22 protein-coding genes are annotated in these 26203 nt (G+C 41.4%); 6 read left to right on the plus strand and 16 right to left on the minus strand.

The genetic code is table 11. The annotated features are described in order from the left end of the window. Positions 1–5 precede the first annotated feature (5 nt). Positions 6–1553: an exopolyphosphatase gene (ppx, locus tag L4F93_RS03760; RefSeq protein WP_250351187.1), complete on the plus strand. Its 1548-nt coding sequence runs from the start codon at positions 6–8 to the stop codon at positions 1551–1553. 13 nt (positions 1554–1566) lie between these two features. Further along, positions 1567–1959 carry a pyrimidine dimer DNA glycosylase/endonuclease V gene (locus L4F93_RS03765; protein ID WP_250351188.1) on the plus strand — a complete coding sequence of 131 codons (393 nt, stop codon included), beginning with the start codon at positions 1567–1569 and terminating at the stop codon, positions 1957–1959. Between the two features lie 84 nt (positions 1960–2043). Here the strand turns inward: L4F93_RS03765 and L4F93_RS03770 are convergent, their stop codons facing one another. Together L4F93_RS03770 and glmU are read right to left on the minus strand one after the other, a co-directional pair. Further along, the gene (locus L4F93_RS03770) at positions 2044–2934 is read right to left on the minus strand and encodes a mechanosensitive ion channel family protein (RefSeq protein ID WP_250351189.1); all 891 of its coding nucleotides are present in this window, start codon (positions 2932–2934) and stop codon (positions 2044–2046) included. Between the two features lie 926 nt (positions 2935–3860). Then, a complete protein-coding gene (glmU, locus tag L4F93_RS03775) occupies positions 3861–5231 on the minus strand; it encodes a bifunctional UDP-N-acetylglucosamine diphosphorylase/glucosamine-1-phosphate N-acetyltransferase GlmU (protein ID WP_250351190.1) in 1371 nt (456 codons plus the stop codon). A gap of 88 nt (positions 5232–5319) precedes the next feature. Here glmU and L4F93_RS03780 point away from each other — a divergent pair, with 88 nt between their 5' ends. Beyond that, positions 5320–6441, plus strand: coding sequence for an anhydro-N-acetylmuramic acid kinase (locus L4F93_RS03780; RefSeq protein ID WP_250351191.1), 1122 nt, complete (start codon positions 5320–5322; stop codon positions 6439–6441). Between the two features lie 796 nt (positions 6442–7237). Beyond that, entirely contained in the window at positions 7238–8155 is a 918-nt protein-coding gene (gene murQ, locus L4F93_RS03785; protein WP_250351618.1) for an N-acetylmuramic acid 6-phosphate etherase, read from the plus strand. Here murQ and rfaC read toward each other — a convergent pair. The 3 genes from rfaC to rfaD form a co-directional block, all read right to left on the minus strand. Then, entirely contained in the window at positions 8152–9102 is a 951-nt protein-coding gene (gene rfaC, locus L4F93_RS03790) for a lipopolysaccharide heptosyltransferase RfaC (RefSeq protein ID WP_250351192.1), read from the minus strand. The two genes, murQ and rfaC, sit on opposite strands and share 4 nt — an antisense overlap. 13 nt (positions 9103–9115) lie before the next feature. Next, complete coding sequence (gene waaF / locus L4F93_RS03795; protein WP_250351193.1) at positions 9116–10171, minus strand: lipopolysaccharide heptosyltransferase II; 1056 nt, start codon at positions 10169–10171, stop codon at positions 9116–9118. A gap of 425 nt (positions 10172–10596) precedes the next feature. Further along, a complete protein-coding gene (rfaD, locus tag L4F93_RS03800) occupies positions 10597–11520 on the minus strand; it encodes an ADP-glyceromanno-heptose 6-epimerase (protein WP_250351194.1) in 924 nt (307 codons plus the stop codon). 136 nt (positions 11521–11656) lie between these two features. Here rfaD and deoC point away from each other — a divergent pair, with 136 nt between their 5' ends. After that, positions 11657–12331, plus strand: a complete 675-nt coding sequence (gene deoC, locus L4F93_RS03805; protein ID WP_250351619.1) for a deoxyribose-phosphate aldolase — start codon at positions 11657–11659, stop codon at positions 12329–12331. An 86-nt stretch (positions 12332–12417) separates the two neighbouring features. Here the strand turns inward: deoC and L4F93_RS03810 are convergent, their stop codons facing one another. Then, entirely contained in the window at positions 12418–14256 is a 1839-nt protein-coding gene (locus L4F93_RS03810; protein ID WP_250351195.1) for an ABC transporter ATP-binding protein, read from the minus strand. Positions 14257–14412: 156 nt separating this feature from the next. Next, positions 14413–15459 (minus strand): glycosyltransferase family 9 protein, encoded by a 1047-nt coding sequence (locus tag L4F93_RS03815; protein ID WP_250351196.1) that lies wholly within the window; start codon positions 15457–15459, stop codon positions 14413–14415. Positions 15460–15552: 93 nt separating this feature from the next. On the opposite strand from L4F93_RS03815, the gene L4F93_RS03820 reads away from it, so the two are divergent. Then, positions 15553–16290 (plus strand): 3-deoxy-D-manno-octulosonic acid kinase, encoded by a 738-nt coding sequence (locus tag L4F93_RS03820; RefSeq protein ID WP_250351197.1) that lies wholly within the window; start codon positions 15553–15555, stop codon positions 16288–16290. A gap of 38 nt (positions 16291–16328) precedes the next feature. On the opposite strand, the gene L4F93_RS03825 is transcribed toward L4F93_RS03820, so the two are convergent. From L4F93_RS03825 to otnK, 9 genes are all read right to left on the minus strand, one after another. Then, positions 16329–18128, minus strand: a complete 1800-nt coding sequence (locus L4F93_RS03825; protein ID WP_250351198.1) for an alpha/beta hydrolase — start codon at positions 18126–18128, stop codon at positions 16329–16331. A 12-nt stretch (positions 18129–18140) separates the two neighbouring features. After that, a complete protein-coding gene (locus L4F93_RS03830) occupies positions 18141–19484 on the minus strand; it encodes a phospholipase (protein ID WP_442778826.1) in 1344 nt (447 codons plus the stop codon). Between the two features lie 58 nt (positions 19485–19542). After that, on the minus strand, positions 19543–21009 hold the full coding sequence (locus L4F93_RS03835; protein WP_250351199.1) for a GntT/GntP/DsdX family permease: 1467 nt from the start codon (positions 21007–21009) through the stop codon (positions 19543–19545). A 9-nt stretch (positions 21010–21018) separates the two neighbouring features. After that, positions 21019–21966 carry a D-erythronate dehydrogenase gene (gene denD / locus L4F93_RS03840; RefSeq protein WP_250351200.1) on the minus strand — a complete coding sequence of 316 codons (948 nt, stop codon included), beginning with the start codon at positions 21964–21966 and terminating at the stop codon, positions 21019–21021. Positions 21967–22017: 51 nt separating this feature from the next. Continuing rightward, entirely contained in the window at positions 22018–22737 is a 720-nt protein-coding gene (locus L4F93_RS03845) for an MIP/aquaporin family protein (protein WP_250351201.1), read from the minus strand. Between the two features lie 56 nt (positions 22738–22793). After that, positions 22794–23480 carry a cyclase family protein gene (locus L4F93_RS03850; RefSeq protein ID WP_250351202.1) on the minus strand — a complete coding sequence of 229 codons (687 nt, stop codon included), beginning with the start codon at positions 23478–23480 and terminating at the stop codon, positions 22794–22796. A gap of 66 nt (positions 23481–23546) precedes the next feature. Then, positions 23547–24329, minus strand: a complete 783-nt coding sequence (otnI, locus tag L4F93_RS03855; protein WP_250351203.1) for a 2-oxo-tetronate isomerase — start codon at positions 24327–24329, stop codon at positions 23547–23549. A 2-nt stretch (positions 24330–24331) separates the two neighbouring features. Next, on the minus strand, positions 24332–24964 hold the full coding sequence (gene otnC / locus L4F93_RS03860; protein WP_250351204.1) for a 3-oxo-tetronate 4-phosphate decarboxylase: 633 nt from the start codon (positions 24962–24964) through the stop codon (positions 24332–24334). Beyond that, entirely contained in the window at positions 24961–26202 is a 1242-nt protein-coding gene (gene otnK / locus L4F93_RS03865; protein ID WP_250351205.1) for a 3-oxo-tetronate kinase, read from the minus strand. Before otnK ends, otnC begins: the two co-directional genes overlap by 4 nt. Position 26203 lies beyond the last annotated feature (1 nt).

Consider the following 26203-nt stretch of genomic DNA (forward strand, 5'->3'; position numbering starts at 1 on the left):
ATTTTATGAATAACGAAAACCTTCTAACCAAAGCCTCTGATTATTTACATCAGCGTGGCGAAGCACGGGAAATCGCAGCCATTGATTTGGGTTCAAACAGCTTTCATATGATTATCGCCCGCATTATTAATGGCTCAATCCAAGTGCTTTCACGCCTCAAACAAAAAGTTCAACTTGCTGAAGGGCTAGATGAAAATAATCACTTAAGCCAAGAGGCGATTCAACGTGGGGTCAATTGTCTTGCTCTCTTTGCTGAACGGCTACAAGGTTTTAAGGCTGAAAATGTCAATGTGGTGGGAACATTCACCCTACGTACCGCCGTCAATAATGCAGAATTTTTACGCCAAGCCGAGCAGGTTTTTCCTTACCCAATTAACATTATCACAGGACAAATGGAAGCGAAAACCATTTATGCTGGCGTTTCTCACACACAACCAGAAACAGGGCGAAAATTTGTCGTAGATATTGGTGGTGGCTCAACAGAAATGATTATCGGCGATGATTTTCATCCACTGATTGCAGAAAGTCGTCATATGGGTTGTGTGAGCTTTGCCAAAAAATTCTTCCCTCAAGGACAAATCTCTGCCGAAAACTTTCAGCGCGCAAAACAAAGTGCGGTGAATAAAATTGAAGATTTGGCTTTTGAATATCGCAAATTAGGTTGGCAATCGGTTCTAGGATCATCAGGAACGATTAAAACCGTCTATCAAGTCATTAGTGCAAATCTTGACCCCAACGGGATTATCACCGCCCAGCGTTTAGCCCAGCTCAGCGAGAAAGTCTTGCAAGTCGCCCATTTTGACGATCTACATTTAGACGGTTTAAATGAAGATCGTGCAGACGTTTTCGTACCGGGACTTGCCATTATCACGGCGGTATTTGAAGTATTCGGTATTGAGCAAATGCGTTATTCCGACGGAGCATTACGTGAAGGCGTGATGTATAGCCTAGAAAAAAATTTCCAAGTAAGTAATATCCGCCAGCGCACCGCCCTTGCCCTTGCAGAACAATTTAACCTTGATGTGGCACAATCTGAACGGGTCTATCAATGTGCCAAACAGCTTGCGGAGCAATACCGCGCTTGGCAAAACAGTACATTACAAGAAGAAATGGTGGATATTCTACTTTGGGCGGCGCGACTACACGAAGTGGGCATTGTCATTAATCATAAAGGCTTGCAAAAGCACTCTGCCTACATTCTACAAAATATGGAACTACCCGGCTTTGATAAAGAGCAACAACGCTTGCTCACCACCTTAGTACGCTATCAAATCAACAACATCAAACGAACGGATTTCACTAAATTTTCTCGTTATGCCGAGCAAGATATCCTCGCCCTTGTGCGCTTATTGCGTTTAGCGATTTTGCTCAATAAATCCCGCCAAGCTACGGTATTAAGTGAAAAAAATTCGCTCAAAATTAACCGCACTTTAGCCCAATGGACAATCCAATTTGACACAAATTATTTAGCACAAAATCCATTAGTACGAAATGATCTCATCGCTGAAAACAAATTATTAAAAGAGATTGATTTGAGCTTAACTTTTTCATAAGTAAGGAGAAACAATGACAAGGATCAATGTTGTCCCACCACAAGAACTTTGTGATCAGCACTTGCTTGCTGAGCATCGTGAACTCACACGTATTCCCAACGCGGTTGCAAAAGGGAAATACAACCTCACAGGGCAACCAGCAGACTACAAATTAGGTGAAGGACACGTTCGATTTTTCTTCAATAAGCTCGCCTTTCTAAAAAAACGTTATGACTTATTACACCAAGAATGCCAAGCGCGTGGTTTTAACGTACAATATTTTTGGTCGGCGGATTTACCCCAAGATCCTAGCCTATGGCAAGATTATCAGCCCACAGAACAGGCGCTAAAAATCAACCGCGAACGTATTCAATTAAGAATGCCAAAAGTACCGAGGTTTACATCATTAAAAAATGTGGAATGTTAAAAATGGATATAAAAAAACGTATTTGAGCAAAAGCCAAATACGTTTTTTCTTTTATAAGAAGATTACTTCTGTTCAACCTTCAATTCAGCATTTTTCAGGTAAGTGAATATTCATTTGCGGGAATGGAATTTCGATACCCGCCTCATCAAACGCAAGTTTGACTTTTTCCGTGACATCAAAATGCACTGCCCAGTAATCCGCCGTGTTTACCCAAGGGCGAACGACCAGTTGTACACTGTTTGCGGCTAACGCGCCCACGGCAATGGTTGGCTCAGGATCTTTCAACACGCGTGGGTCTTGCGCCAAGATGTTTGCCACAATGGCTTTTGCTTGCTCAATATTGGATTTGTAGGCAATATCGAAAATAAAATCAATGCGGCGTGTGCTGTTGCTAGAATAGTTGGTAATGCTATCCCCAAACACTTTACCATTTGGAATTAACACCGTTTTGTTGTCTGCGGTACGCAGTTCAAGCACTAATAAACCAATCTGCTCCACTGAACCTAAAACGCCACCCGTTTCAATTAAATCCCCTTTGCGGAAAGGTTTGAAGATTAAAATCATTACCCCAGCGGCAAAGTTTTGGAGGGAATTTTGTAAGGCTAAACCAATCGCCAAACCTGCTGCGCCAATTAATGCAACAAGGGATGTGGTGTTGATACCAAGCTGTGAAAGTGCGGCGATAATCACCATTAAGAGGAATAAAAAATAGCTGATTGATGAGACAAAGCTGTGTAACATTTCGTCTTTAGTAGAATGCAATACGGCTTTACCAAGCAAGCGGCTGAGCAAGCGAGCGATACTTTTACCAATCACATAGATCGCAATGGCAAGCAAAATTTTTGTACCATAAGGGATCACATAATCATTCAAGAGCGTGTTCATATCCATTGAATGAACTTTATCAATTAACGCTGAGGTTTGCGCTTGAATATCCACCGTATTTTCTGCGGCTTGAGCATTTTCAGTTGTCATAAACTTTCCTTTCGATCATTAAAAATAAAAACAGCGATAAAATGCACCGCACTTTATCGCAGGGCATCATTACTTATTGTTGATGAACGTTGCATAACGGCATCGCTATTTAGTCAAAAAGATTGACGAGATGTTCCGTTCACTTTCGCTTTTTTTTCACCGCGATAATTGTCTCTGTTTATCGACAAAACCCTAAAATAACCTATTTAAATCATATCTCGTAGGGGCGGACCTGTGTGTCCGCCCGTTTAAACATCTCTTTTTTCATCGCGCTTTATTTTGTCAAAAACAAAAGTGCGGTGGAAATTTTGACGATTTTTCCGCGATTAATTCCTTGGCTTCGGGCGAACACATCGGTTCGCTCCTACTGGGTAAAGTGCGGTGAGAAAATCGCTATTTTTCGCCGCGATAATTTTTCTGTTTATCGACAAAAAGCCTAAAATGACGTATTTAAATCATATCTCGTAGGGGCGGACCTATGTGTCCGCCCGTTTAAAAATCTCTTTTTTCATCTCACTTTATTTTGTCAAAAACAAAAGTGCGGTAGAAATTTTGACGGTTTTCCCACGATTAGTTCCTTGGCTTCGGGCGAACACATCGGTTCGCCCCTACAGGATAAAGTGCGGTGAGAAAATCGCTATTTTTCACCGCGATAATTGTCTCTGTTTATCGACAAAAAGCCTAAAATAACTTATTTAAATCATATCTCGTAGGGGCGGACCTGTGTATCCGCCCGTTTAAACATCTCTTTTTTCATCGCACTTTATTCTGTCAAAAACAAAAGTGCGGTAGAAATTTTGACGGTTTTCCCACGATTAGTTCCTTGGCTTCGGGCGAACACATCGGTTCGCTCCTACAGGATAAAGTGCAGTGAGAAAATCGCTTTTGACTAAAAAATCATCGTAATAAGCAACGAAGTAAACCAGTTATTTTTTGGCAAGTTTTTCTGGGCGCTTCCACCCTTGAATATTACGCTGTGGAACGCGTGAGATCACCAGTTCATTTTCCGCAATATCTTTGGTTACCGTTGTGCCAGCGCCAATGGTTGCCCCTTTCGCGATAGTAACGGGAGCAACAAGTTGGCTGTCTGAACCGACAAACACCTCATCACCAATCACGGTTTTGAATTTATTCACACCATCATAATTACAAGTGATCGTCCCTGCTCCGATATTACAATTTGCGCCAATTTCGCTATCGCCAATATAGCTCAAGTGGTTCACTTTAGAGCCTTTGCCAATGTGTGATTTTTTCACTTCAACAAAGTTGCCGATATGGGTTTGTGCGGCAAGTTTTGTACCGGGACGAATTCTTGAGAAAGGTCCAATTTGCGCGCTTTCCCCAATGACTGCATCTTCAAATACCGAGTAAGGCTTGATTTCCACATCATCGCCAATCACGCAGTTTTTAATTACACAACCCGCGCCGATTTTTACACGATTACCCAATGTTACGACACCTTCGATAATCACATTCACGTCAATTTCCACATCTTTACCGTGGGTGATTTCACCACGCAAATCAAAACGGTTTAGATCACGCAAACTTACCCCAGCAAGCAATAATTTTTCTGCTTGTTTACGTTGATAATACCGCTCAAGCTCAGCCAGTTGTAAGCGGTTATTCGCACCTTCTACTTCCATTAAATCTTCCGCTTGCACTGCCGCCACTTTACAGCCGTCTTGGTTAGCAAATTTAATCACATCGGTCATATAATATTCGCCTTGAGCATTGTTATTATCCAATTTTGCTAGCCATTTTCTGAAACTTGCACCACTGGAGACCATTACCCCCGTATTCACTTCTTGAATCGCCAACTGTTCTGGGCTGGCATCTTTTTGTTCTACAATGGCGACCACATTCCCAGCTTGACGAATAATTCGCCCATAGCCAGTTGGATCTTCTAAATGCGCGGTTAATAAGGCAATGCCATTTGCTGGTTTCGCTGCAATCAATTTTTGCAATGTTTCCGCCGTAATAAGTGGCGCATCGCCATAAAGCATTACGATATTTTCATCATCGGCGAAAAAAGGCGCGGCTTGTTGCATTGCGTGTCCTGTGCCAAGTTGCACAGGTTGTAGCACCCAGTTTACATTTTCATCGGCAAGGTGTTGTTGTAATAATTCTGCGCCGTGGCCATAAATTAAATGAATATTATCGGCATTGAGCTGTTTCGCGGTATCAATAACGTGTTTCACCATTGGCTTACCCGCGACTTTATGCAACACTTTTGGCAAGTCGGAATACATTCTTGTGCCTTTGCCCGCTGCCAAAATCACTACACTTAACTTGTTCATAAAAATCCTTGTTCTGTCGGTTTAAGATAAAAATCTGCGCTATTTTATAATAGAATATCGCCAATTCAAATTTTCAATGGAAAAGTTTATGCTCCCTCATTATTACCTTGGCGTAATGTCTGGCACCAGTCTTGACGGCGTTGATCTCGCACTGATGGATTTTTCTGCTCAATCAGCTCAGGTGATTGCCACCGATTTTGTGCCAATGCCACCAAATTTACGAGAAAATCTCACCGCACTTTTACATTCTGGACAAAGCACCCTACACCATATTGGTGAACTCGATCATCAACTTGGCGTACTTTATGCAGAAAGCATCAACCAGTTTTTGGCAAAATATTCTCTCCGTGCAGAACAAATTCAGGCGGTGGGTTGCCACGGGCAAACCATTTGGCACGCACCGCAAGGGCAATCGCCCTTTACTTGGCAATTGGGTGATGCCAATATTATTGTTGCTCGCACAGGCATTACCACTGTGGCGGATTTTCGCCGTAAAGATATGGCTTATGGCGGACAGGGCGCACCGCTTGTGCCTGCTTTTCACCATAATGTGTTTGCTGATCCTACGCGAAATACCGTGGTGTTGAATATTGGTGGAATTAGCAATATTTCTGTGCTTATTCCAAACCAGCCCGTGCTAGGTTACGACACGGGCGTGGGCAATGCGTTGCTAGATAGTTGGATCGCGAAACATCAAGGAAAAAGCTATGATAAAAATGGCGAATGGGCAGCTTCAGGACAAAGTTACCCTGCTCTATTACAAGCGTTATTGGCTGATCCGTACTTCTCCTTACCCGCCCCCAAAAGCACGGGGAGAGAGCAATTTAATCTCACTTGGCTAGAAAAAATTCTGCAAAAACACACCGCTCTTTCTCCTCGAGATGTGCAAGCGACGCTGGCAGAATTTACCGCACAATGCACTGCACAAGAGCTACGGCATTTAAGCCAACACAATGATCTTCCCTGCTTATTACTCGTTTGTGGCGGTGGCGCGAAAAATCCTGTTATTATGGCGCATCTCAGTCGTTTACTTCCTGAATGGCAAATTGCCACCACAACAGACTACGGCTTAGACGCAGATTATTTAGAAGCCGCAGCCTTTGCGTGGTTAGCCTATCGCCGAATACATAATTTACCCTCTAACCAACCGAGTGTAACAGGGGCAACAAAGGCAGTGAGTTTAGGCGTGATTTATCCCAAAGATGATTAAATCAGGAAAACCTAAGAACCCCGTAGGGGCGAACCGATGTGTTCGCCCGAAGCCAAGGAATTGATCGCGGGAAAACCGTCAAAATTTCTACCGTACTTTTATTTTTGACAAAATAAAGTGCGATGAAAAAAAGATGTTTAAACGGGCGGACACACAGGTCCGCCCCTACGAGATATGATTTAAATAGGTTATTTTAGGCTTTTTGTCGATAAACAGAGACAATTATCGCGGCGAAAAATAGTGATTTTCTCACCGCACTTTACCCAAGTGGCGAACCGATGTATTCGCCCGAAACTAAGAAATTAATCGCGGAAAAACCGTCAAAATTTCTACCGCACTTTTGTTTTTGACAAAATAAAGCACGATGAAAAAAAGATGTTTAAACGGGCGGACACACAGGTCCGCCCCTACGAGATATGATCTAAATAAGTTATTTTAGGCTTTTTGTCGATAAACAGAGACAATTATCGCGGCGAAAAATAGCGATTTTCTCACCGCACTTTCCCCAGTAGTGGTGAACCGATGTGTTCGCCCGAAACCCAAAAATTAATCGCAGGAAAACCGTCAAAATTTCTACCGCACTTTTGTTTTTGACAAAATAAAGTGCGATGAAAAAAAGATGTTTAAACGGGCGGACACACAGGTCCGCCCCTACGAGATATGATTTAAATAGGTTATTTTAGGCTTTTTGTCGATAAACAGAGACAATTATCGCGGCGGAAAATAGCGATTTTCTCACCGCACTTTACCCAAGTGGCGAACCGATATGTTCGCCCGAAACCCAAGAGATAAAAAAATGAAAGACAACAGGTTACTCAATCAGCTTTCCCAGCTTACAACGGAACAACGCAATCCAAATTCAATGAATTTAGACGAGCTCTCTGCGTTAGAAATTGTGCAGTTAATGAATGCAGAAGACAAAAACGTGCCGCTGGCTATCGAAAAATGCTTGCCACAAATTGCTAGGGCGGTGGAAAAAATTGTGCAAGCCTTTCAGCAAGAGGGGCGGTTAGTGTATCTTGGCGCAGGCACAAGTGGGCGCTTAGGCGTGCTTGATGCCTCAGAATGTCCACCTACCTTTGGTGTTTCTCACGAAATGGTAAAAGGCATTATTGCTGGGGGCGAACGGGCTTTACGCTATCCTATTGAAGGCGCGGAAGATAATCCACAAAGTGCGGTGGAAAATTTGCGAGAAATTGATTTTAACAAAAAGGATATTCTTGTCGGAATTGCCGCCAGTGGACGCACACCTTATGTGCTAGGTGGCTTGGATTATGCCAACGCCTTAGGGGCAACAACCGTTGCCATTGCCAGCAATGCGAATTCGCCAATGGCACAAATCGCAGAGATTGCCATCATTACAGTCGTCGGCCCGGAAGTACTCACTGGCTCAAGCCGCTTGAAATCTGGCACAGCACAAAAATTGGTGTTGAATATGCTCACCACCGCCAGTATGGTGCTAATGGGGAAATGCTATCAAAATTTAATGGTGGACGTGCAAGCGAGCAATCAAAAATTAGTGGCACGAGCTGTGCGTATCGTAATGCAAGCAACGGATTGCACAGCTGAACAGGCAGAACGAACCCTCAACGTAGCCCATAATAACGCCAAAGTAGCAATATTGATGTTACTGGCAGATGTGGATTATCCCTCTGCAGTACAATTATTAAGCAAAAATCAAGGAAGATTGCAAGCGGCATTAACATCCCACTAAAGTACGGGACGTAAGTATTCCATTACCTTTTCAGCAGAAATCTGTGCCATTGTTGGCGCTTGTAAGTGATATTGATTTTTGCCATAAGTGCCGATTAACTCTGGATTGGTCGCGCCATAAAGGGTGAGGTTAGGTTTATCTAAGGCGGCGCAGAGATGAGCTAATCCCGTATCCACAGAAACCACCGCTTTGGCATTGGCAATCTGTTGGGCGAGTGTGGTGAGGGACATTTTAGGCAGAACAACGGCATTTTCAATGCCTTGCGCGATCCATTCGGCGGTGTGTTTTTCTTTTTCATTGCCCCAAGGCAAATGCACTGCAAAACCAAGTGCGGTGAGATTTTGTGCTAATTTTTTCCATTCTTGATTACACCAATGTTTATCCGCGCGCGTGGTGGCGTGAATCAATAACACATAAGGTGGTACGCCTTGTTGCACGGCAAAATGCTGTGCAATGCCATAATCCCCTTGCTGGCTTGGCAATGTATAACCCAAGACCTGTGCAAATAACTGACGAATGCGTTCTACCGCGTGTTGCTGATAATCAATGGCATAGTGTTTATCATAAAACAATGCCGCCAAAGGTTCGCGTGCGGACTGTTTATCGTAACCGTGCTTTATCCCTTGCGCTAGGCGCACAGCAAACCACGCACTTTTTACTAAACCTTGTGCATCAATCACTGCATCATATTGATTTTGTTGGAGTAATTGACGATAGGCTTGCCATTCTTGCCACGTGTTGCGTTGTAAAAGCTGTTTACGCCAACGGCGAATCGCTATCGGGATCACGCGCTTCACCGCAGAATGCCAAGTGGGAATTTCCGCGAAATTTTCTTCCACCACCCAATCCACTTGCAAATTAGGCAAAGCTTTTTGTGCATCCGTCAATGCGGGCAATGTGTGGATTACATCCCCCATTGAGGAGGTTTTCACTAAGCAAATTCGCATTGTTATGCCTTATTTATGCCTGTTCAAAGTGCGGTAAAATTTCGGTTAATTTTTCCATTACCATTGCTGGGGTAATGTCGATAAGGCTTTGGTGATAGCCTTCGGCACTATCTTTAGCTTTACGAATTTTTTCTAATCCGCCTTTTTGTAAACGAATGATCACCGCTTGGTGAGATAATGGTGGCGTATATTGTGGGCTTGTTGGGCCATAAAGTGCCACAAGTGGACGTTGCACCGCCGCCGCAACGTGCATTAAACCACTATCATTGGTTACCACGCCTTGACAATCTGCAATCAAATCTACCACTTGATTAAGGCTTGTTTGCCCTGCCAAATTTAAGCAATAAGGCTGTAAATTTTCAGGCAAACTGGTACGAATTTCCTCCCCCACTTGCTCATCTTTCGCTGACCCAAAGAGGCGAATGCTGTAACCTTTTTCAATGAGCATTTGTGCAAGCTCAGCATAATGATAATGCGGCCAACGCTTGGCTGGACCAAACTCTGCCCCCGGACAAAAACCAATAGCAGGGCGATGTTGCGCCTGTGCAAGTTGCGCGTGAAAATGACCTTTGGTTTGCTCAATTTGCTGGCTGCTGACCTGTAAATAAGGATAAGGAAAGCGCATTTGCGAAGCGGTCGGCACAGCATTTTTTTCATAGGCCAATGCCACATAGCGTTGCACCATCATAGGGTAATCTTTTTTATTTGCACGTAAATCATTCAAAAAGAAATAACGGCTTTCCCCTTTCCAACCACGGCGACACGCAATTTTAGCAAACACTGGAATAAACGCAGATTTGAGCGAATTTGGCAACACAATTGCCATATCATATTGATTTCTTAAACCTTTTCCAATTTCATAGCGTGCTTTCAAGCCAAAAGTGCCGTGTCCAATGGGCATTGGAAGAGCCTGACGCACCTCTGGCATTCTTTCTAACAGAGGTCGACACCAATTGGGCGCAAGTACATCAATTTGACAGTGAGCATATTGCTGTTTTAAACATTGATATAAACTGTGCGACATCATCATATCGCCAACCCAGGAGGGGCCAATTATTAAGATGTTCATTTCGTGGTTCTCATCAATTTGTGAATTATATCAATTGCCAAGGGGAACTATAAACCTGCCCACTCAAAAAAATCGCACTTTCTCACCACACTTCTATTTGGCTAAAAATAAAAGTGCGGTGGAAATTTTGATAATTTTTTACGACTATCCTATTTATTTCGGGCGAAAACATAGGTTCGCCCCTACAATTTGCTATGTTTATCTACAAAAATAGTCAAAATTATTGGTGTAATCGCACAATAATTTCATATCGTAGGGGCGGACCTATGTGTCCGCCCACTCAAAATCACGTTTTTCCACCGCACTTCTATTTGTGCTAAAAATAAAAGTGCGGTGGCAATTTTGATAATTTTTTACGACAAATCCTATTTATTTCGGGCGAACACACAGGTTCGCCCCTCATCTCATTTAATTGCGTAGTGATGTTATTTATTCAACCACGCCATATATTCGCTGACACCTTCCGCAACAGGTTTGAACGGTTTGTCATATCCTGTGGCACGCAGTTTACTGAGATCGGCTTGGGTGTATTCTTGGTAGCGGCTCTTCAAATGTTCTGGGAATGGAATGGTCTCAATTTGCCCTTTGCCGTGGAATTTTAATACAGCTTGTGCCACTGCCTCAAAACTTTCCGCATTGCCTGTTCCGCAGTTGTAAATCCCCGAAATGCCGTGTTGCCAGCACCAAATATTCACCGCAGCTACATCGCCAACATAAACAAAATCACGCAAGAAATGTTCGCTGCCTGCAAATAATTTTGGATTTTCCCCTTTCAAAATTTGGTTATTAAGGTGGAATGCCACGCTTGCCATACTCCCTTTGTGCTGTTCTCTTGGTCCATAGACATTGAAATATTTAAAACCGCACACAGGTGAAGTTGCCTCTGGCAAGATTTTACGCACATATTCATCAAATAAGAATTTAGAATAACCATATACATTTAGCGGTTTTTCAAATTCACGCGCTTCGACAAAGGTTTTGCTGTCCCCATAAGTTGCCGCACTTGACGCGTAGTAAAACGGAATTTGACGTTCTAAACAATAATGCAATAATTCTTTGGAATATTCATAATTATTTTCCATTACGAATTTGCCGTCCCATTCGGTTGTGGCTGAACAAGCACCTTGGTGGAAAATGACATCAATATCACCTAAATCATCACCCGCCATAATGGATGCGATGAAATCATCTTTATCACAATAATCGGCAATATCTAAATCCACTAAATTGACAAATTTTGTGCCATCTTTTAAATCGTCCACCACCAAAATATCCGTGCGCCCGATCTCATTTAACGCTTTTACGATATTACTGCCAATAAAGCCTGCGCCGCCAGTTACAATAATCATTTTTCAATCCTCATTTGATTTTACTATTGGCGTTTATTCTAAAGGATTTTGCTAATAAGGGCTAAAGAAATTTCGCGCTCACCCCCTCTTTTAGGTTATGATATAGCACAAATTCAGCCAAGATTAAGGATATATGATGCAACCACAAGATATTGCAAAATACATTGACCACACAGCCCTTGCTGCGGATAAAACGCCACAAGACATTCTTAATTTATGCCAACAAGCAATAGCACATCAATTTTGCTCCGTGTGTATTAACTCGGCGTATATTCCTCTCGCAAAACAGGCGCTTGCACAAAGTGCGGTGAGAATTTGTACCGTTGTTGGCTTTCCTTTAGGGGCAAGTTTAAGCCAAGTGAAAGCGTTTGAAGCGGAACAAGCAATTGCTCAGGGCGCAGATGAAATTGATATGGTCATTAATGTAGGGTGGGTAAAATCTCAACAGTGGCAAGACGTGGAACAAGATATCGCAACGGTACTTTCTGCTTGCCAAGGAAAAACCTTAAAAGTGATTTTAGAAACCTGTCTCTTAACCAAAGAAGAAATCATCAAAGTTTGTGAAATCTGCAAAACACTCAAGGTGGCTTTTGTAAAAACCTCTACTGGTTTTAGCACAGGCGGGGCAACTGTTGAGGACGTTACTTTGATGAAGCGCATTGTCGGTGATGAAATCGGTGTAAAAGCCTCTGGTGGCATTCGTGATACCGCCACGGCTATTGCAATGCTTAATGCGGGAGCAACCCGTTTAGGAGTAAGCGCGGGGGTGGCAATTGTGAAAGGAATAAATACACAGGAAAATGGGTATTAATTTTCTTTGAACAGGGTTAAATTGCTTTAAGCATAAAAAAAGCAAGATTACTCAACAATCTTGCTTTTTATCATCATAGGCTAGCATTATTCTTCACTCAAAAAGCCACCGCTTTGATGATGCCACAATTTGGCATAAAGCCCATTTTGGGCGAGTAATTCATTGTGCGTGCCTTGTTCCACAATTTGTCCTTTATCTAATACGATAAGACGATCCATTGCGGCAATGGTAGAAAGGCGGTGGGCGATTGCAATCACGGTTTTGCCTTCCATCATTTTGTCTAGGCTTTCTTGAATCGCCACTTCCACTTCCGAATCCAGCGCGCTGGTGGCTTCATCTAACAACAGAATAGGTGCATCTTTTAACATCACACGAGCAATGGCAATCCGCTGGCGTTGTCCCCCAGAGAGCTTCACGCCACGCTCACCGACGTGTGCATCATAGCCTGTTCGACCTTCTGCATCACTCAAAAATGGGATAAATTCAGAGGCTTCAGCACGTTGTGCCGCTGAAAACATTTCTTCATCACTCGCTGTTGGGCGACCATAAAGAATATTTTCTCGCACAGAACGGTGTAATAAAGAAGTGTCTTGGGTCACTAAACCAATTTGGCTGCGTAAACTTTCTTGGGTTACCTCGCATACATTTTGCCCGTCAATCGTGATTTCACCGTGATTTGCTTCATAAAAACGTAACAGTAAGTTCACAATGGTGGATTTTCCTGCCCCAGAACGCCCAATCAATCCCACTTTTTCCCCGGGTTTAATGGTGAGATTAAAATGGCTGAGTAATGGTTTTTGCGGATCGTAGGAAAAACTCACATCATTGAAATGAATTTCGCCTTTGCTCACTTTTAATGGTAATGCTTGCGGTTTATCGACAATAGTATGCGGTTTAGTGAGCGTATTCATACCATCATTGACAGTACCAATATTTTCAAATAAACGTGCGGATTCCCACATAATCCAACGAGAAATAAAATTCACACGCAATGCCATTGCAATGGCGGTGGCAATCGCACCAACTCCAACACTGCCTTGCTTCCACAGCACAATGCCAAGGATCGCCGTGCTGAGGGTTAAGGTAATATTGGTGGCGTAAGTGATGGTATCTAAGGAGGTAGCTAAACGCATTTGTGCGTGTACCGTTACCATAAATTCTTCCATAGAACGTTTGGCATAACTGGCTTCTCTAGCCCCATGTGAGAACAGTTTTACTGTGGCGATATTGGCATAAGAATCGGTAATCCGTCCTGTCATTAATGAGCGGGCATCCGCTTGGCGCTCAGCGGTTTTAGCTAATTTGGGAATAATAATGCGTAAAATAGTAATAAACGCAACAACCCATAAGGCAAAAGGCAATAAGAACCACGCATCTAATGCAGCCAGCACAATACCTGAGGTGATGAAATACACAACAACATAAACCATAATATCGGCAATGGTCAGTACGGTATCGCGTACCGCTAGGGCTGTTTGCATCACTTTAGCTGAAACACGCCCTGCAAATTCATCTTGATAGAAACTCAGGCTTTGTCCAAGCATTAAACGGTGGAAATTCCAACGTAAACGCATTGGAAATACCCCTTGCAAGGTTTGTAAGCGAACCGCTGATGCGCTGAACGACCAGAACACACTAAAGATCAACAAGCCAGCCATTGCTAAAAGCCAATGGCCTTTTTCTTGCCACAAGGCTGCTGGCGTGTATTTCCCAAGCCAATCCACTACAATCCCCATAAACTGGAACAACACTGCTTCCATCACACCCGTTCCAACAGTAAGCAACGCAAGCAACAAAATCCAGCCACGCATTCCTTCCATATTCGACCAAATAAAGCGAATTAAGCCTTTTTCAGGCGTTTTTGGCGATTGCTCTGGATAGGCATTTAGACGGCTTTCAAACCATTCAAAAATTTTATTAAACATCGTTTTTCCTAAAAATAAAAAGACAGGTTCGCAAGATAAAACAAAAGGATAAGTGCGGTGAAAAATTCAGAGATTTTCCACCGCACTTTATTTTTGCCATTCGCGAACGCAAAAATTGGCGTATTATAGCGAATGCTTGGCTATTTTTTAACAGTTTTATTTCACAAAACCAATCTGTCGCATTTTCTCTAACACCTCTGCCACAGAAATTTGTGTCATTAACTGCTTACCTTTCAGTTTGGTTGCCCAAGGTAACTGATGGGAAGGTTTGCCGAATTCTTGCTGAGCATTTTGTTCATACACGGAAACCACTTCTGATAAATTATGATAAGGCCCTGTTCGCAAGGGATTATGATAAGCATACAAGCCAATAACTGGCGTACCCTGTGCAGTCGCAATATGAGCGGGGCCACTATCAGGTGCGATCAGCAAATCAACCATTCCAATCAGTGCGGCCAATTCCACTAATGAGGTTTTTCCGCTCGCATTTACTGGTTGAAAATTACACAATGCGATGATTTTTTCAATCATTGCTTGCTCTCTAAATGCTGTTGATCCACATAAAATCACATTGATATTTTGACTGTGCGCAATATTGGCAATTTCAGCATAGCGTTCGGCCAACCAATCTTTTTCCAATTTACTTGAACAAGGCGAAATGAGCAGATTTTTTCTTGTTGGATCAATAAATTGTCGAACCGCAGAGCGTTCTTTTTCCCCAATCCCTAAATCCCATTTCGGATTATCCACAGGCAAGCCCAAATAATCCACAAAGGCCCAAAATCCTGCTAGAACGTGCGGATTATTCGGCTCATTGATTTTACGATTGGTAAATAGCCATTGCCCTTCTCGCGCACGATTTTGACTAAATCCAACTTTATAAGTGGCTTTAATACCTAAGGAGATCATTGAAGCACGCAATGCGGTTTGCATATTCAATAGCACATCAAAATGTTCATTACGCAATGTTTTCCATAACGCCCAAATGCCTTTCCAGCCAGTTTTTTTGTCATAAGGAATAAAGCGGATACCTTTCACATTTTGCAATAACTGACTTTCTGTTTTGCCAACAATCCAAGTAATTTGGGTATTTTCCCAATAACGTTGAATTTGTTGCACTGCTGACAAGGCATTGCATACATCACCAATGGCGGAAAGGCGTAAAATACAAATGGATTTTGGAGGCGTGGAAAAAAGTGCCATAGATTTACCTTCGTTTTTCTATTTAATATAGCATTCTTTTTTATTTTCAGTAGAATGTTTTCATTCATCTATTCTATAAGAAATAGACCCAATATGCTTGAACTGCAACAGCAAAACCAATATTTTATTTTTAATCTGGAAACGCAACCTGCGGAGCCAAGCCTCTATTTTGAACCGCAATTTTGGCAGCAACAACAGCGTATTCTTGGATCAGCTAAAGGACGGGGGATCACTTGGTTCGTAAAAAGCGCCGATCTGTTTGGTGTGAATGGGGCTTTGCGTCATTATTATCGCGGTGGTTTATTAGGCAGACTAAATAAAGATCGCTATTGGTTCAGCAATCTTAAGCACACGCGTAGTTTCGCTGAATTTCATCTGTTAAATAAATTACATCAAGAGGGGTTACCCGTGCCAAAACCGATTGGCGCAAGAATTATCAAAGGCAAAACAGGCATTTGCTATCAAGCGGATTTGCTCAGTGAAAAAATCGAAAATGCACAAGATCTCACTGTGCTGTTACAACGCCATAGTTTGCCAGCTGAAAGTTGGCAACAAATCGGGCAATTAATCCGCCAATTACACGACCGACAAATTTGCCACACCGACCTCAACGCCCATAATATTCTAGTACAACATTTCGCTACGCCAGAACAAAAATATTGGCTATTAGATTTCGACAAATGCACAGAAAAATCGGGGAATAGTTGGAAAGCGAAAAATCTCGCCAGATTACACCGCTCTTTTAATAAAGAGGTAAATAAACGAAACATTTTCTTTAATGAGAAAAACTGGCATATTGTTTTACAAAGTTATAATGAGAATAAGATCTAAAAAGGGGCAACAGCCCCTTGCCTACTGATTAAATTTTACTAAGCCAAAAACCGTCCAATAACTTGTCCGCCAACTAAAATCCAGGTCATTAGCATTGAAGTAAAAAACACGCCTAGATAAATATATCCTGTTTTGAGATAACACCAATGATTGATCACAATGAATACAATAAATTGTGGGATAATCACAGCAAGCATCATCATCCAGCGCCCACCAAATTGTGGTAACCCAATGAGATCAAATCCCGGTCCGATTTGCATAAAATCAGGAATGAAGTGGAATAGCCATAAAATAACTAAGCCACTGACAGCAAAGATAAGCGTTTTTATCGACCACATCATTAATGTCGCAGAAAATGTTTTCTGTAATGGTTGTTTCATTTGCACGCCGATGATCAACCCATTGAAAACGAAGAAAAAGAATAAAATAGGTAACCAATAAATCAAAAACAATTCTGCTCGTTCAATGGTGAGTGGCTTTAACAGTGGCCATAGGAAACGCAATTCTACACCCAACCAAGTGTGTAAAAAACAAGTTAAAACATAAAGATAACCTACTGCAATCATACTTAATAATAACGTGCGTAACACTAATGAAATCAAACTAATACTCGCTTGATTAAGAAGTCCCAATTCCTGTAATGAAATCGTTTGATTGGCTTTTTTCCATAATACAAAAAAGAGTAAATTTATGACCGCACTTACAAAAAGCCAGCTAATAATACCATTTCCCATTTCAAGTGGCATAAAGCTGAATTTTGCTGCAATCGGTTCATTGGCACCGCCCCATTGGGTAAAAATAGGGTAGAGCAACATTGTAAGTACAATATTAATTCCAGCAAAATACCACCATTTCTTACAAGAGAGTGCGGTTTTCTCAGAAATTTGCCGAGTAATTGCAGAAAAATACGGTCGTTTTAATAATCCATTAATTAAAAATAATGCTGAGAGAACTGTACTAAATAATGCAATTAAGCCAGAAAATTCTTTGTACCAATAAGTTTGCTGGTCAGGATCAATCCAATCCTTATCTTTCACGCCATTTTGTAGTGCTTGGTTAAACCATAAAATCGCTTCTTTATTACTTTGTTCTGCAATCATCACGCCAAGATGTGTGCCATTCACTAAAGCGGCACGCCTTGCACTTCCATTCTCAAAAGAACCGTAGGTATGATCCCATTTTAATTGGGCATTGTGAGGCAAAGAAAAAGCATTTAAGCGAGCTGAATTTTTTACTAACTCTTTGACAGGAAAAGTTTTTTCACGGTAACCTCCTATTTCTTCATATAATCCCTGTGTGAGTAGATAATTATGCAATTCAGGATCACCACCATGACTACTTAAGCCATTTACCGCTTTATGGTCAGGATTTAATTTTGCCACACGAATAGCATTTAATGCCCCTGTGGAATGACCGAAAATCCCAAGCTGATCTTTATTAACAAAAGGTAACGTTTTTAAATATTGATAGCCATTATTGGCACCACTAATGGTTTTATTGGACGCAGGTAATTTGGTGGAATAACCGTGTCCAAAATGATCGATTGCAAGGACAACAAACCCTCTTTTCGCCAGCTCTAATGCACCAAAAGTATTTGTTGCTTCTTTATCACTTTGATAACCGTGTAGCGCTAACAAGGCGGGTTTTGGTGCTTGAGCTGTGGCAGAAAGTGGACGATAAAGTTTTGCCACCATTGGTTGTTTTTCTTCTGTGGGAATCGTGATTGTTCGTACATCAATACGCCCAAAATCGCGCTCAATTTGAAAACCTAAGTAAGAAGACAATCCTGCAATGATAAGAAAGATTAAGGCAATGATATAGTTCGTTTTGGTGTTCATTATTTGTTTCCTCTATGGTTTAATGGCTCTGCGTTGCGCTAACAACCAATGAATTATTTCGGGGCTATTAAACACTGCATCCCAAGTGTTATGTGGATTCGCATTTACAATGCCGTTATCACCTGCCTGTTGCATAGTAAATTCGGTATATTTCACATTTGGTGCATTGAGCTTGTCGTGCAAAATGTGGTAATTAATCCTAGAGCCATTCACTGGGGAAACCTTGTCTTCTTTACTATGAAAAAACCAAATATTTTCATTTTTGAGCATTGCTAAATTAGCCACATTCGCATTCCCCTCAATCCACTCTAATGTATTCGCTTCTCGCCCACTCATTAATAAGGCTCCCGCAAAAAAGTGCGGTCGTTTTTGCAAAAGTTTTAATGCCCCTTCTGCCCCACGTGACAATCCAATTAAATAAATCCGTGTAGGATCGATTTGCGGTTCATTCTCTAAAGTGCGATCGATCATTTTGAGCAATAAATCAAGGCGATTATCAGTTTGCCAATGGATACCACCTTGTGGTTCAAAGGGATCAAATACCGTCTGATATTGTGGAGCAAGTACAAACCCTGCTTCATAAATTAAGGTTGCAATAGCACCTTTACTAGACAGTAAATGAGCAAGATTATCTGTTCCCACTTGCCCTGAACCGTGTAGAAATAGGGTGAGCGGATAAGTTTGATTAGTATTAAATTGTGGACGATAAAAGCGATAAGCTAATTGATTTTTATCAGCATTTCCTTCCACTGTTTTGGCAATAAATTCATCAAGATAAGGTGTATGGATCATTGCTTGACTGGCTGATTTCTTAATACTTGTTTTATCTAAGGTTTTGCCATTCGTTAATTTAAGCAGACCGGTTTGTTCAACGGTATAAATTAATCGATCATTGTAATATTCAGGAACTTTTGAGCGTTGGACTTTTTCCACGGAAATAATCTTGTCATTTTTATCCTTTGCTTGAAATCTCATTGGTTGTGCATTTTCTTCGCGTAACCTATAAGGAATGGCATTTTTATCTTGGGTATCTAGCTCAATAATAACAAATTTCCCAGCCTTTGCTTGATAAGCTTTTTGCGCTTGATTATTAACATAGGCTTTCAACACAGTCCGAGAAATTGGTGCTTGTTGATCCAATGTGGTTTGAACCCGATAAAGCTGGCGTAAGTTTGATCCCGATAAAATATTGTCTTCATACTCTAAGGCGATACCACTAATTTTTTGCCCTTGTTCAGTAATCTCACCAATTAAGCTCATTTTTATAGGTTTATCCAATGGTTTGGGCTGATCATTGGCATTAGCCATATTTAGCCCACATAAAAAACTACAAAATAAAAGACCACACTTTTTCATATTTCCTCCATAAGAAAAATTCCGTGTATTGAAAACAACACACGGAATTTATGTAACGTTAAAGTTGTTTATTTTGTCTATTGACATACAACAAAATGCCCCCCAATACCCCAAGAGGAAGAATTAAATCGAAAATAGAGCCATCATTTCCCCAAATTAGATTTGCGAAAATCACCATAGAACCCCCTATAGCCCAAGCGATAGTAGTAGGAACAGACCACACAATCATTTGTTTTTTCACATCACTAATGCCCATCATTCGATTTACTACCCAGAATAAACTGTCATTGAAATAACCAAAAAAGAGTGATCCCATTGTGGCAGCTTGTGCAGCAAGTAACATATTCACCCCCGGAATTTGCGCTAAAATTGGTGCTGAGATAGAGGCAGCGGTAATCATCGCCACGGTGCCAGAACCTTGAATAAAGCGAACAAGTGTTGAAACAATAAAAGGAATTAAGATAGGAGAAATCGGTAAGGCTGCTACTTGTTTGGCTAACTCAGCCCCTGCGCCACTTTCACGTAATACCGCACCTAATGCACCACCAGCACCTGTTACTAATAAGATAATCCCTGCCGTTTTTACCCCTTCTTCTAAATGAAGTGCGGTGGTATTTTTATCTACATTTGGTAAGAGTGCATAAACAGAAATTAATACACTAATCGCCAGAGCGATGATAGGATGCCCAAGGAAGACAAAGGTTTGATAAATTACATTATGTGATAATTCTGGAGCGCTTTTAGCAATTAAATCTAAAATCGCTTTAATAAAAATTAACACGATAGGTAATAAAATTGGCAGTAAAGAAAGCCCTAAACTTGGTAAATTTTTCTTTTCACGACTTTCAATGTAGTCATCATATTTTTGTTTAAGTTCTTCTTGAGTGAAAACCTGTTGATTAAAGTCAGGATATTTTTTATCAAGCCATTTTGCATAGAGAACGATACCAATAACCGGAAATGCGGCCATTGACATACCAACCAATAGCATTGCCCCAATATCCACATTAAATAGCCCAGCAACGCCTAAAGGACCCGGTGTTGGCGGCACAGTATGGTGCGTAACCACTAGTCCCCCTGCAAGTGCAACGCCGAGTGTAAGTAGAGAACGTTTACCATTTTTAGCTAAAGCTTTTGCTACGGGGTATAAAATCACAAAAGCAGAATCTACAAAAATGGGGATACTCACAATATAACCGGTGATCGCTAATGCCCATTCTTCCTTTTTCTTACCAAGTATTTTGATAAAACTATATGCCATTTTTTCGGCCGCACCCGATACTTCTAAGATGCTTCCCATCATTACGCCTAAACCGATCACAATTCCGATTCCCCCTAAGGTGCCACCAAATCCTTTGGAAATCGCCCCTAAGGTTTCTTGAGCCGTCATTCCACCAATTAACCCAGCAATGGAGGACGCAATTAACATCGCAATAAAGGCGTGAACACGGGTTTTCAGAACTAAATAAACCAGTACAAAAACAGCGATAATTAAGCCAATGATTGGCGTAGGTAAACCAAACATATTGTCTCCTTACATATCGTATTGAATGAATTGATGAATGACGGATTTAAAATCCTTATCTGCTTTAAAACCTAATGCCAACGCTTTATGGTTATCAATTTGCGCAGGCCAACTTGCTACAATGTCATTGATTTGTGGATCAAATTGGTATTTAACATACTGTAAAATGTCTTGACCTTTTATTTCCGCAAGGTTAGCTAACATTTCTTTCACGGAAATGCTAAAGCCGGGTAAATTCACAATATGCCAATTCCGTTCTGGTAATTTGGCTAATTGCAAACAATGAATGAAGTTATCCACGACAGTATTAGGGCTAGAGAGCCATAAACCGAGATCGTCTGAAACGGGACAAATACTCTCTTCGCTATGTAACGGTTCACGCATTATGCTACTTACAAATGAAGATGCCGCTTTATTCGGTTTACCCGGACGAATACAAATGGTGGGTAAACGTACTACTAAACCATCGACAAAGCCTTTACGGCTATAATCATTAATCAATAGCTCACACATCGCCTTTTGTGAACCATAAGTAGATTGTGGTGTTACGGCTGTACTATCAGTAATCACCGTAGGTAATTCACCACCAAACACCGCTAAAGAACTGGAGAAAATAAAACGAATATTAGGGTTAGTTCTCCGACATACTTCTAATAAATGACGAGTAGCAAGAAAGTTAATTTCATAACCTAAATCAGGATCTTGTTCTGCGTGGCTACTCACAATAGCAGCCAAATGAAAAAGTGCGGTGGTTTTTGTGGTAATGATTTCCTCTAGCCCCTGCGGTTGACGTAGATCCATTTCGATACAACGTACTCTTGAATCATTATTTGGCGCAATAGGTTTGACGAGATCAATTAATACCAGTTCTTCAATAGGAAGTCTGGTTTGTGTGAGTAAGGCTTTTGCTAAGCGTTGTCCAAGGAATCCTTGCCCGCCAGTAATGACGATTTTCATTGTGTGCTCCTTTTATGAGAAGTGGATACATATTCAATTGCGACGAATAAATTAAGAGGCAAATAATGCTCGATATAATAAAGCGGCTAAACAAGCGCCGATTATGGGGCCAACAATAGGCACCCAAGCATAGTCAAAATGCGAACGCCCTTTATTTTTAATAGGTAAGCAGTAATGCACTAATCGCGGCATAAAATCTCTTGCTGGATTAATTGCATACCCTGTCAGACCGCCAAAAGACATTACGCCCCCTGCTACCGCAGCAAAGACAAAAAACATTGCCATACCATTAGCTGGAATTTGATGTCCTAAGGCAAATAAGATGAATAATAATGAGAAGGTGGCAACGGCTTCAGACAGACAGTTACGCCAATTATTTTGGTTAGATGCAATAGTTGCAAACACACCTAATTTGCTATTTTCATTATCTTCTTCATCTAAATGATCTTTAAATAACAGCCAAATTATTACCGCACCGATAAAAGCACCAATGCACTGAGCGAGAATATATCCTGCGACTAAAGATGCAGGGAAACGCCCTACTGCCCAAAAGCCAATGGTAACGGCAGGATTAACGTGCGCCCCAGTTAGCGGCCCAAAGATAACAGCAATAGAAACCATCGCTAGTCCCCAACCACAAGCGGCGACAATACCACCACTACCGTACATTCCTGATTTTTTTAAGGAAATATTGGCGCAAACACCTAACCCTAATACCATAAAAAAGGCCGTTCCTACCAATTCACCAAGGTAAAGGTTCAAATTTTCCATAATGACCTCCTTCTGCAAGAAAAATAGATGCACCTTACAGCACATCTATTCACCGATTATTCCAACTCAACAATGCAAGTTACTTGGCTAGAATCAAGCCCAGTAATACGCAAGGGTGCATTAATAAACTGCACAATCTTCGCATTATGTGGTAGCTCAGCTAGGTGCATATCTTCAATCACCGTAGTAAAACGTCCGGTGTGATAACCTAAAATGGCTTGATGGCAATGTTTCGGATTTTCACTGTCTGGTATGCGTGATGATGGTGAGCCTAAGGCGAGGAAATCAATACCAACCCCTTTCAAATTTGGAAAAGTATCAGATAAATATTTTCCTGCGCTGGTGGCAATATAAGGGCCTTCATTTTGATAAAGTGTGGGATTTTCTGTACGATATTTTTCAAATCCTGTACGTAAAAAAGCAAAAGAGACTTGAGATAGCATCTCAGCATAAGGTTCTAGATCTTCTTTAGTGATCCCTTCTGCCTCTCCTTTGGGTATTTCAATTAATGCAACTTTTTTGTGGCAAAAATAATCTATCGGTAATTCATTAATACTCAACCCATCCTTTACAAAATGACGTGGGGCATCCATATGGGTGCCACAATGATTGGGTATTTCACTAATAAAGCTACTAAATGGGCAATCTTCAGTAACATCTGTGCATCTGGTTACTTTAACAACAGGTTCACCAGGCCAAGCAACGTCTTTCGGATCTAAAGGGTGAGATAGAAACATAAACATAATGATTCTCCTTGTTCATCAACGTGGATAAGGGCTTGCTAGAAATTTACCCTAGCAAGCAATGTGCTATGCCTTTTTGTAAGGCTCGAACCAATCTAATCCTTCTTCGGTTTTCGCTCTTGGTTTGTATTCACAACCAACATAACCCTCATAACCCATCTCATCTAATTTATCGAAAATATATTGATAGTTAATTTCTCCTTCATCAGGCTCAACACGAGCGGGAACAGAAGCAATTTGGATATGTGCAAATTTCCCCGCCAGTTTGTCCGTTAAGCGGGATAAATTGCCATCTACATTTTGTGCGTGAAAATAATCTAACTGAACAAACACATTATCGCGATTAACCAATTCAACCACTTCTAACGTATCGTATTGGCTTTTCAGTAAGTAATTGGGTTTGACTTCCGGGCTAAGTGCCTCAAGTAGCACCTTAATGCCATAAGGCTTAAATTTATCCGCCGCATAGCGTACATTTTCAATAAATATCGCTTTATACGCTTCACGATCTTTCCTCTCAGGAACAACTGCCGCCATAACGTGAACATTCGGACAATGTAAGGTAAGGGCATATTCCAACGCTAAATCAATATCACGGCGTGCATCATTTTCTCGCCCTGGAATTGCTGCAATGCCCCATTCCCCTTGGCTAACATCACCTGCTTGCGTGTTAAATAACACTTGTTTTAAGCCAAATTGATCTAAACGTTGTTTTAATTCTATGGCTGGATATTCATAAGGCCACAAATATTCTACATATTTGAAACCGGCTTTAGCTGCTGCTTCAAAACGATCTAAAAATGGCACTTCGTTAAACATCATTGTGAGATTTGCTGCAAATTTCGGCATAATTATTTTCCTCTGTTTTCTAAATCTTTTACTTCCATATCAGTGAGATAACGGATATCATGTCCTTGTAAGATAAAGAACAGTTTGGCGGTCTCTTCCAATTCTTCCGTGTTATCCACCGCATCAACCAAGCTCGTTCCCGTCACAACAACACCGTGATTAGCAAGCAAAAAAGCGTTGCCTGATAAAGCTCGCTCCCCTAATTCACGCGCAATATTTACATCACCGGGGCGATAATAAGGAATTACAGGTAGCTTACCGACTCGCATAACATAATAGGGAGTAAAGGCACGCATTGCGTTGGTTGGATTTAATCCCTCCAAACAAGAAAGTGCGGTTAAATAAGTGGAATGAAGATGAACAACCGCATTACATTGCGGATTGTTCTGATACAGCGCCAAATGAAACACATATTCTTTAGAAGGTTTATCACCAGCCAGCCAATTACCTTGCATATCCACAATAGAGAGTTTTTCAATATCTAATCGACCTAAAGAAGAGCCTGTTGGCGTCACTAAAATCCGATTTTCATCTAAACGAACAGATAAGTTTCCAGCCCCACCCACACTATAACCTCGTTTATAAAACGAACGGGCAAGATTTACCATTTCAATTTTTTGTTCTCGTTCTGTCATACTGCCATTCCTTGTGCAAACTCAAAGAAATCCACTTTGCCGAAATTACCCGATTTCAACGCAAGATAAATGGGTTCTTCCAGCGCTTTTAGCCAAGGCACACCCGGCGCAATTTGTTTACCAATATGGAAACCGCTAAAACCAAGTTGCTGTACCACAATGCTAGATGTTTCACCGCCAGCCGTAATGAAATTGGTTACGCCTGCGTTTTTCAATTTTTCCGCTAAACGCGCAAAGGTTTGTTCAATAGCCTGACTGGCGCGTTCTGCACCAAATTCATTTTGAATAGCTTTAAGTTTTTCAGGGGGAACGGTGGCATAAATCATTGGTGCTAATGGTGAATCTAAATTTTCCATCGTCCATTGATATAGCCTGTCCGCATAATCAGGGTGATTAATGGCTTGTTCCACATCAAGGAATAAGTGCGGTGCTTTTTTCTGATAATTTTCCACTTGTTGATTGGTCATTACCGAACAAGAGCCTGACAACACGACAGTTTTTCCTTTTGTTGGGGTAAACGCATTGTCTCCTTTTTTACCGCCACTTAAACGCGCAGCCATATACGCCGCAAGTCCAGAACCGCCTGTTACCAATTTGAAGTCAGCCACGGCATCAGCTAAAACTGCAAGCTGTTGGTTATCAACGGCATCCACCACAGCATAACGGTAGCCTTGTTGCTTTAATTCGGCGAAACGCGCCTTAACTTGTTCACTGCCCTGAATGACATCAGCATAAGCGACTAAGCCAGTTTTTCCTTCTGCTTGAGAATCCATTAAACGGAGCAAATTGGCATCTTTCATTGGCGTAATTGGGTGGTTGCGCATTCCAGATTCATTAAGTAGCACATCGCCCACAAACAAATAGCCATTAAAAATCGTTCTACCATTAATCGGTAATGCCGGCGTGATCACCGTGAAATCATCATTTAACGCCTTTAATAACGCATCCGTAACAGGCCCAATATTGCCTTTTTCTGTGCTATCGAAGGTGGAACAATATTTAAAATAAAACTGTGAACAGCCATTTTGCTTTAACCAATCTAACGCTTGTAAAGATTGTTGAACCGCTTCATTCGCTGGATTTGAACGGGATTTCAAACTAATGACAATGGCATCAACGCTATCTTGTAAAGGCTGTGTTGGTACACCATTCATTTGAACAGTGCGAAGTCCATTTTCTACAAGGAAACTGGCAATATCACTTGCACCAGTAAAATCATCTGCAATTACACCTAGCATC

This window comes from Avibacterium sp. 20-132, from assembly GCF_023611925.1.
Classification (GTDB): domain Bacteria; phylum Pseudomonadota; class Gammaproteobacteria; order Enterobacterales; family Pasteurellaceae; genus Avibacterium.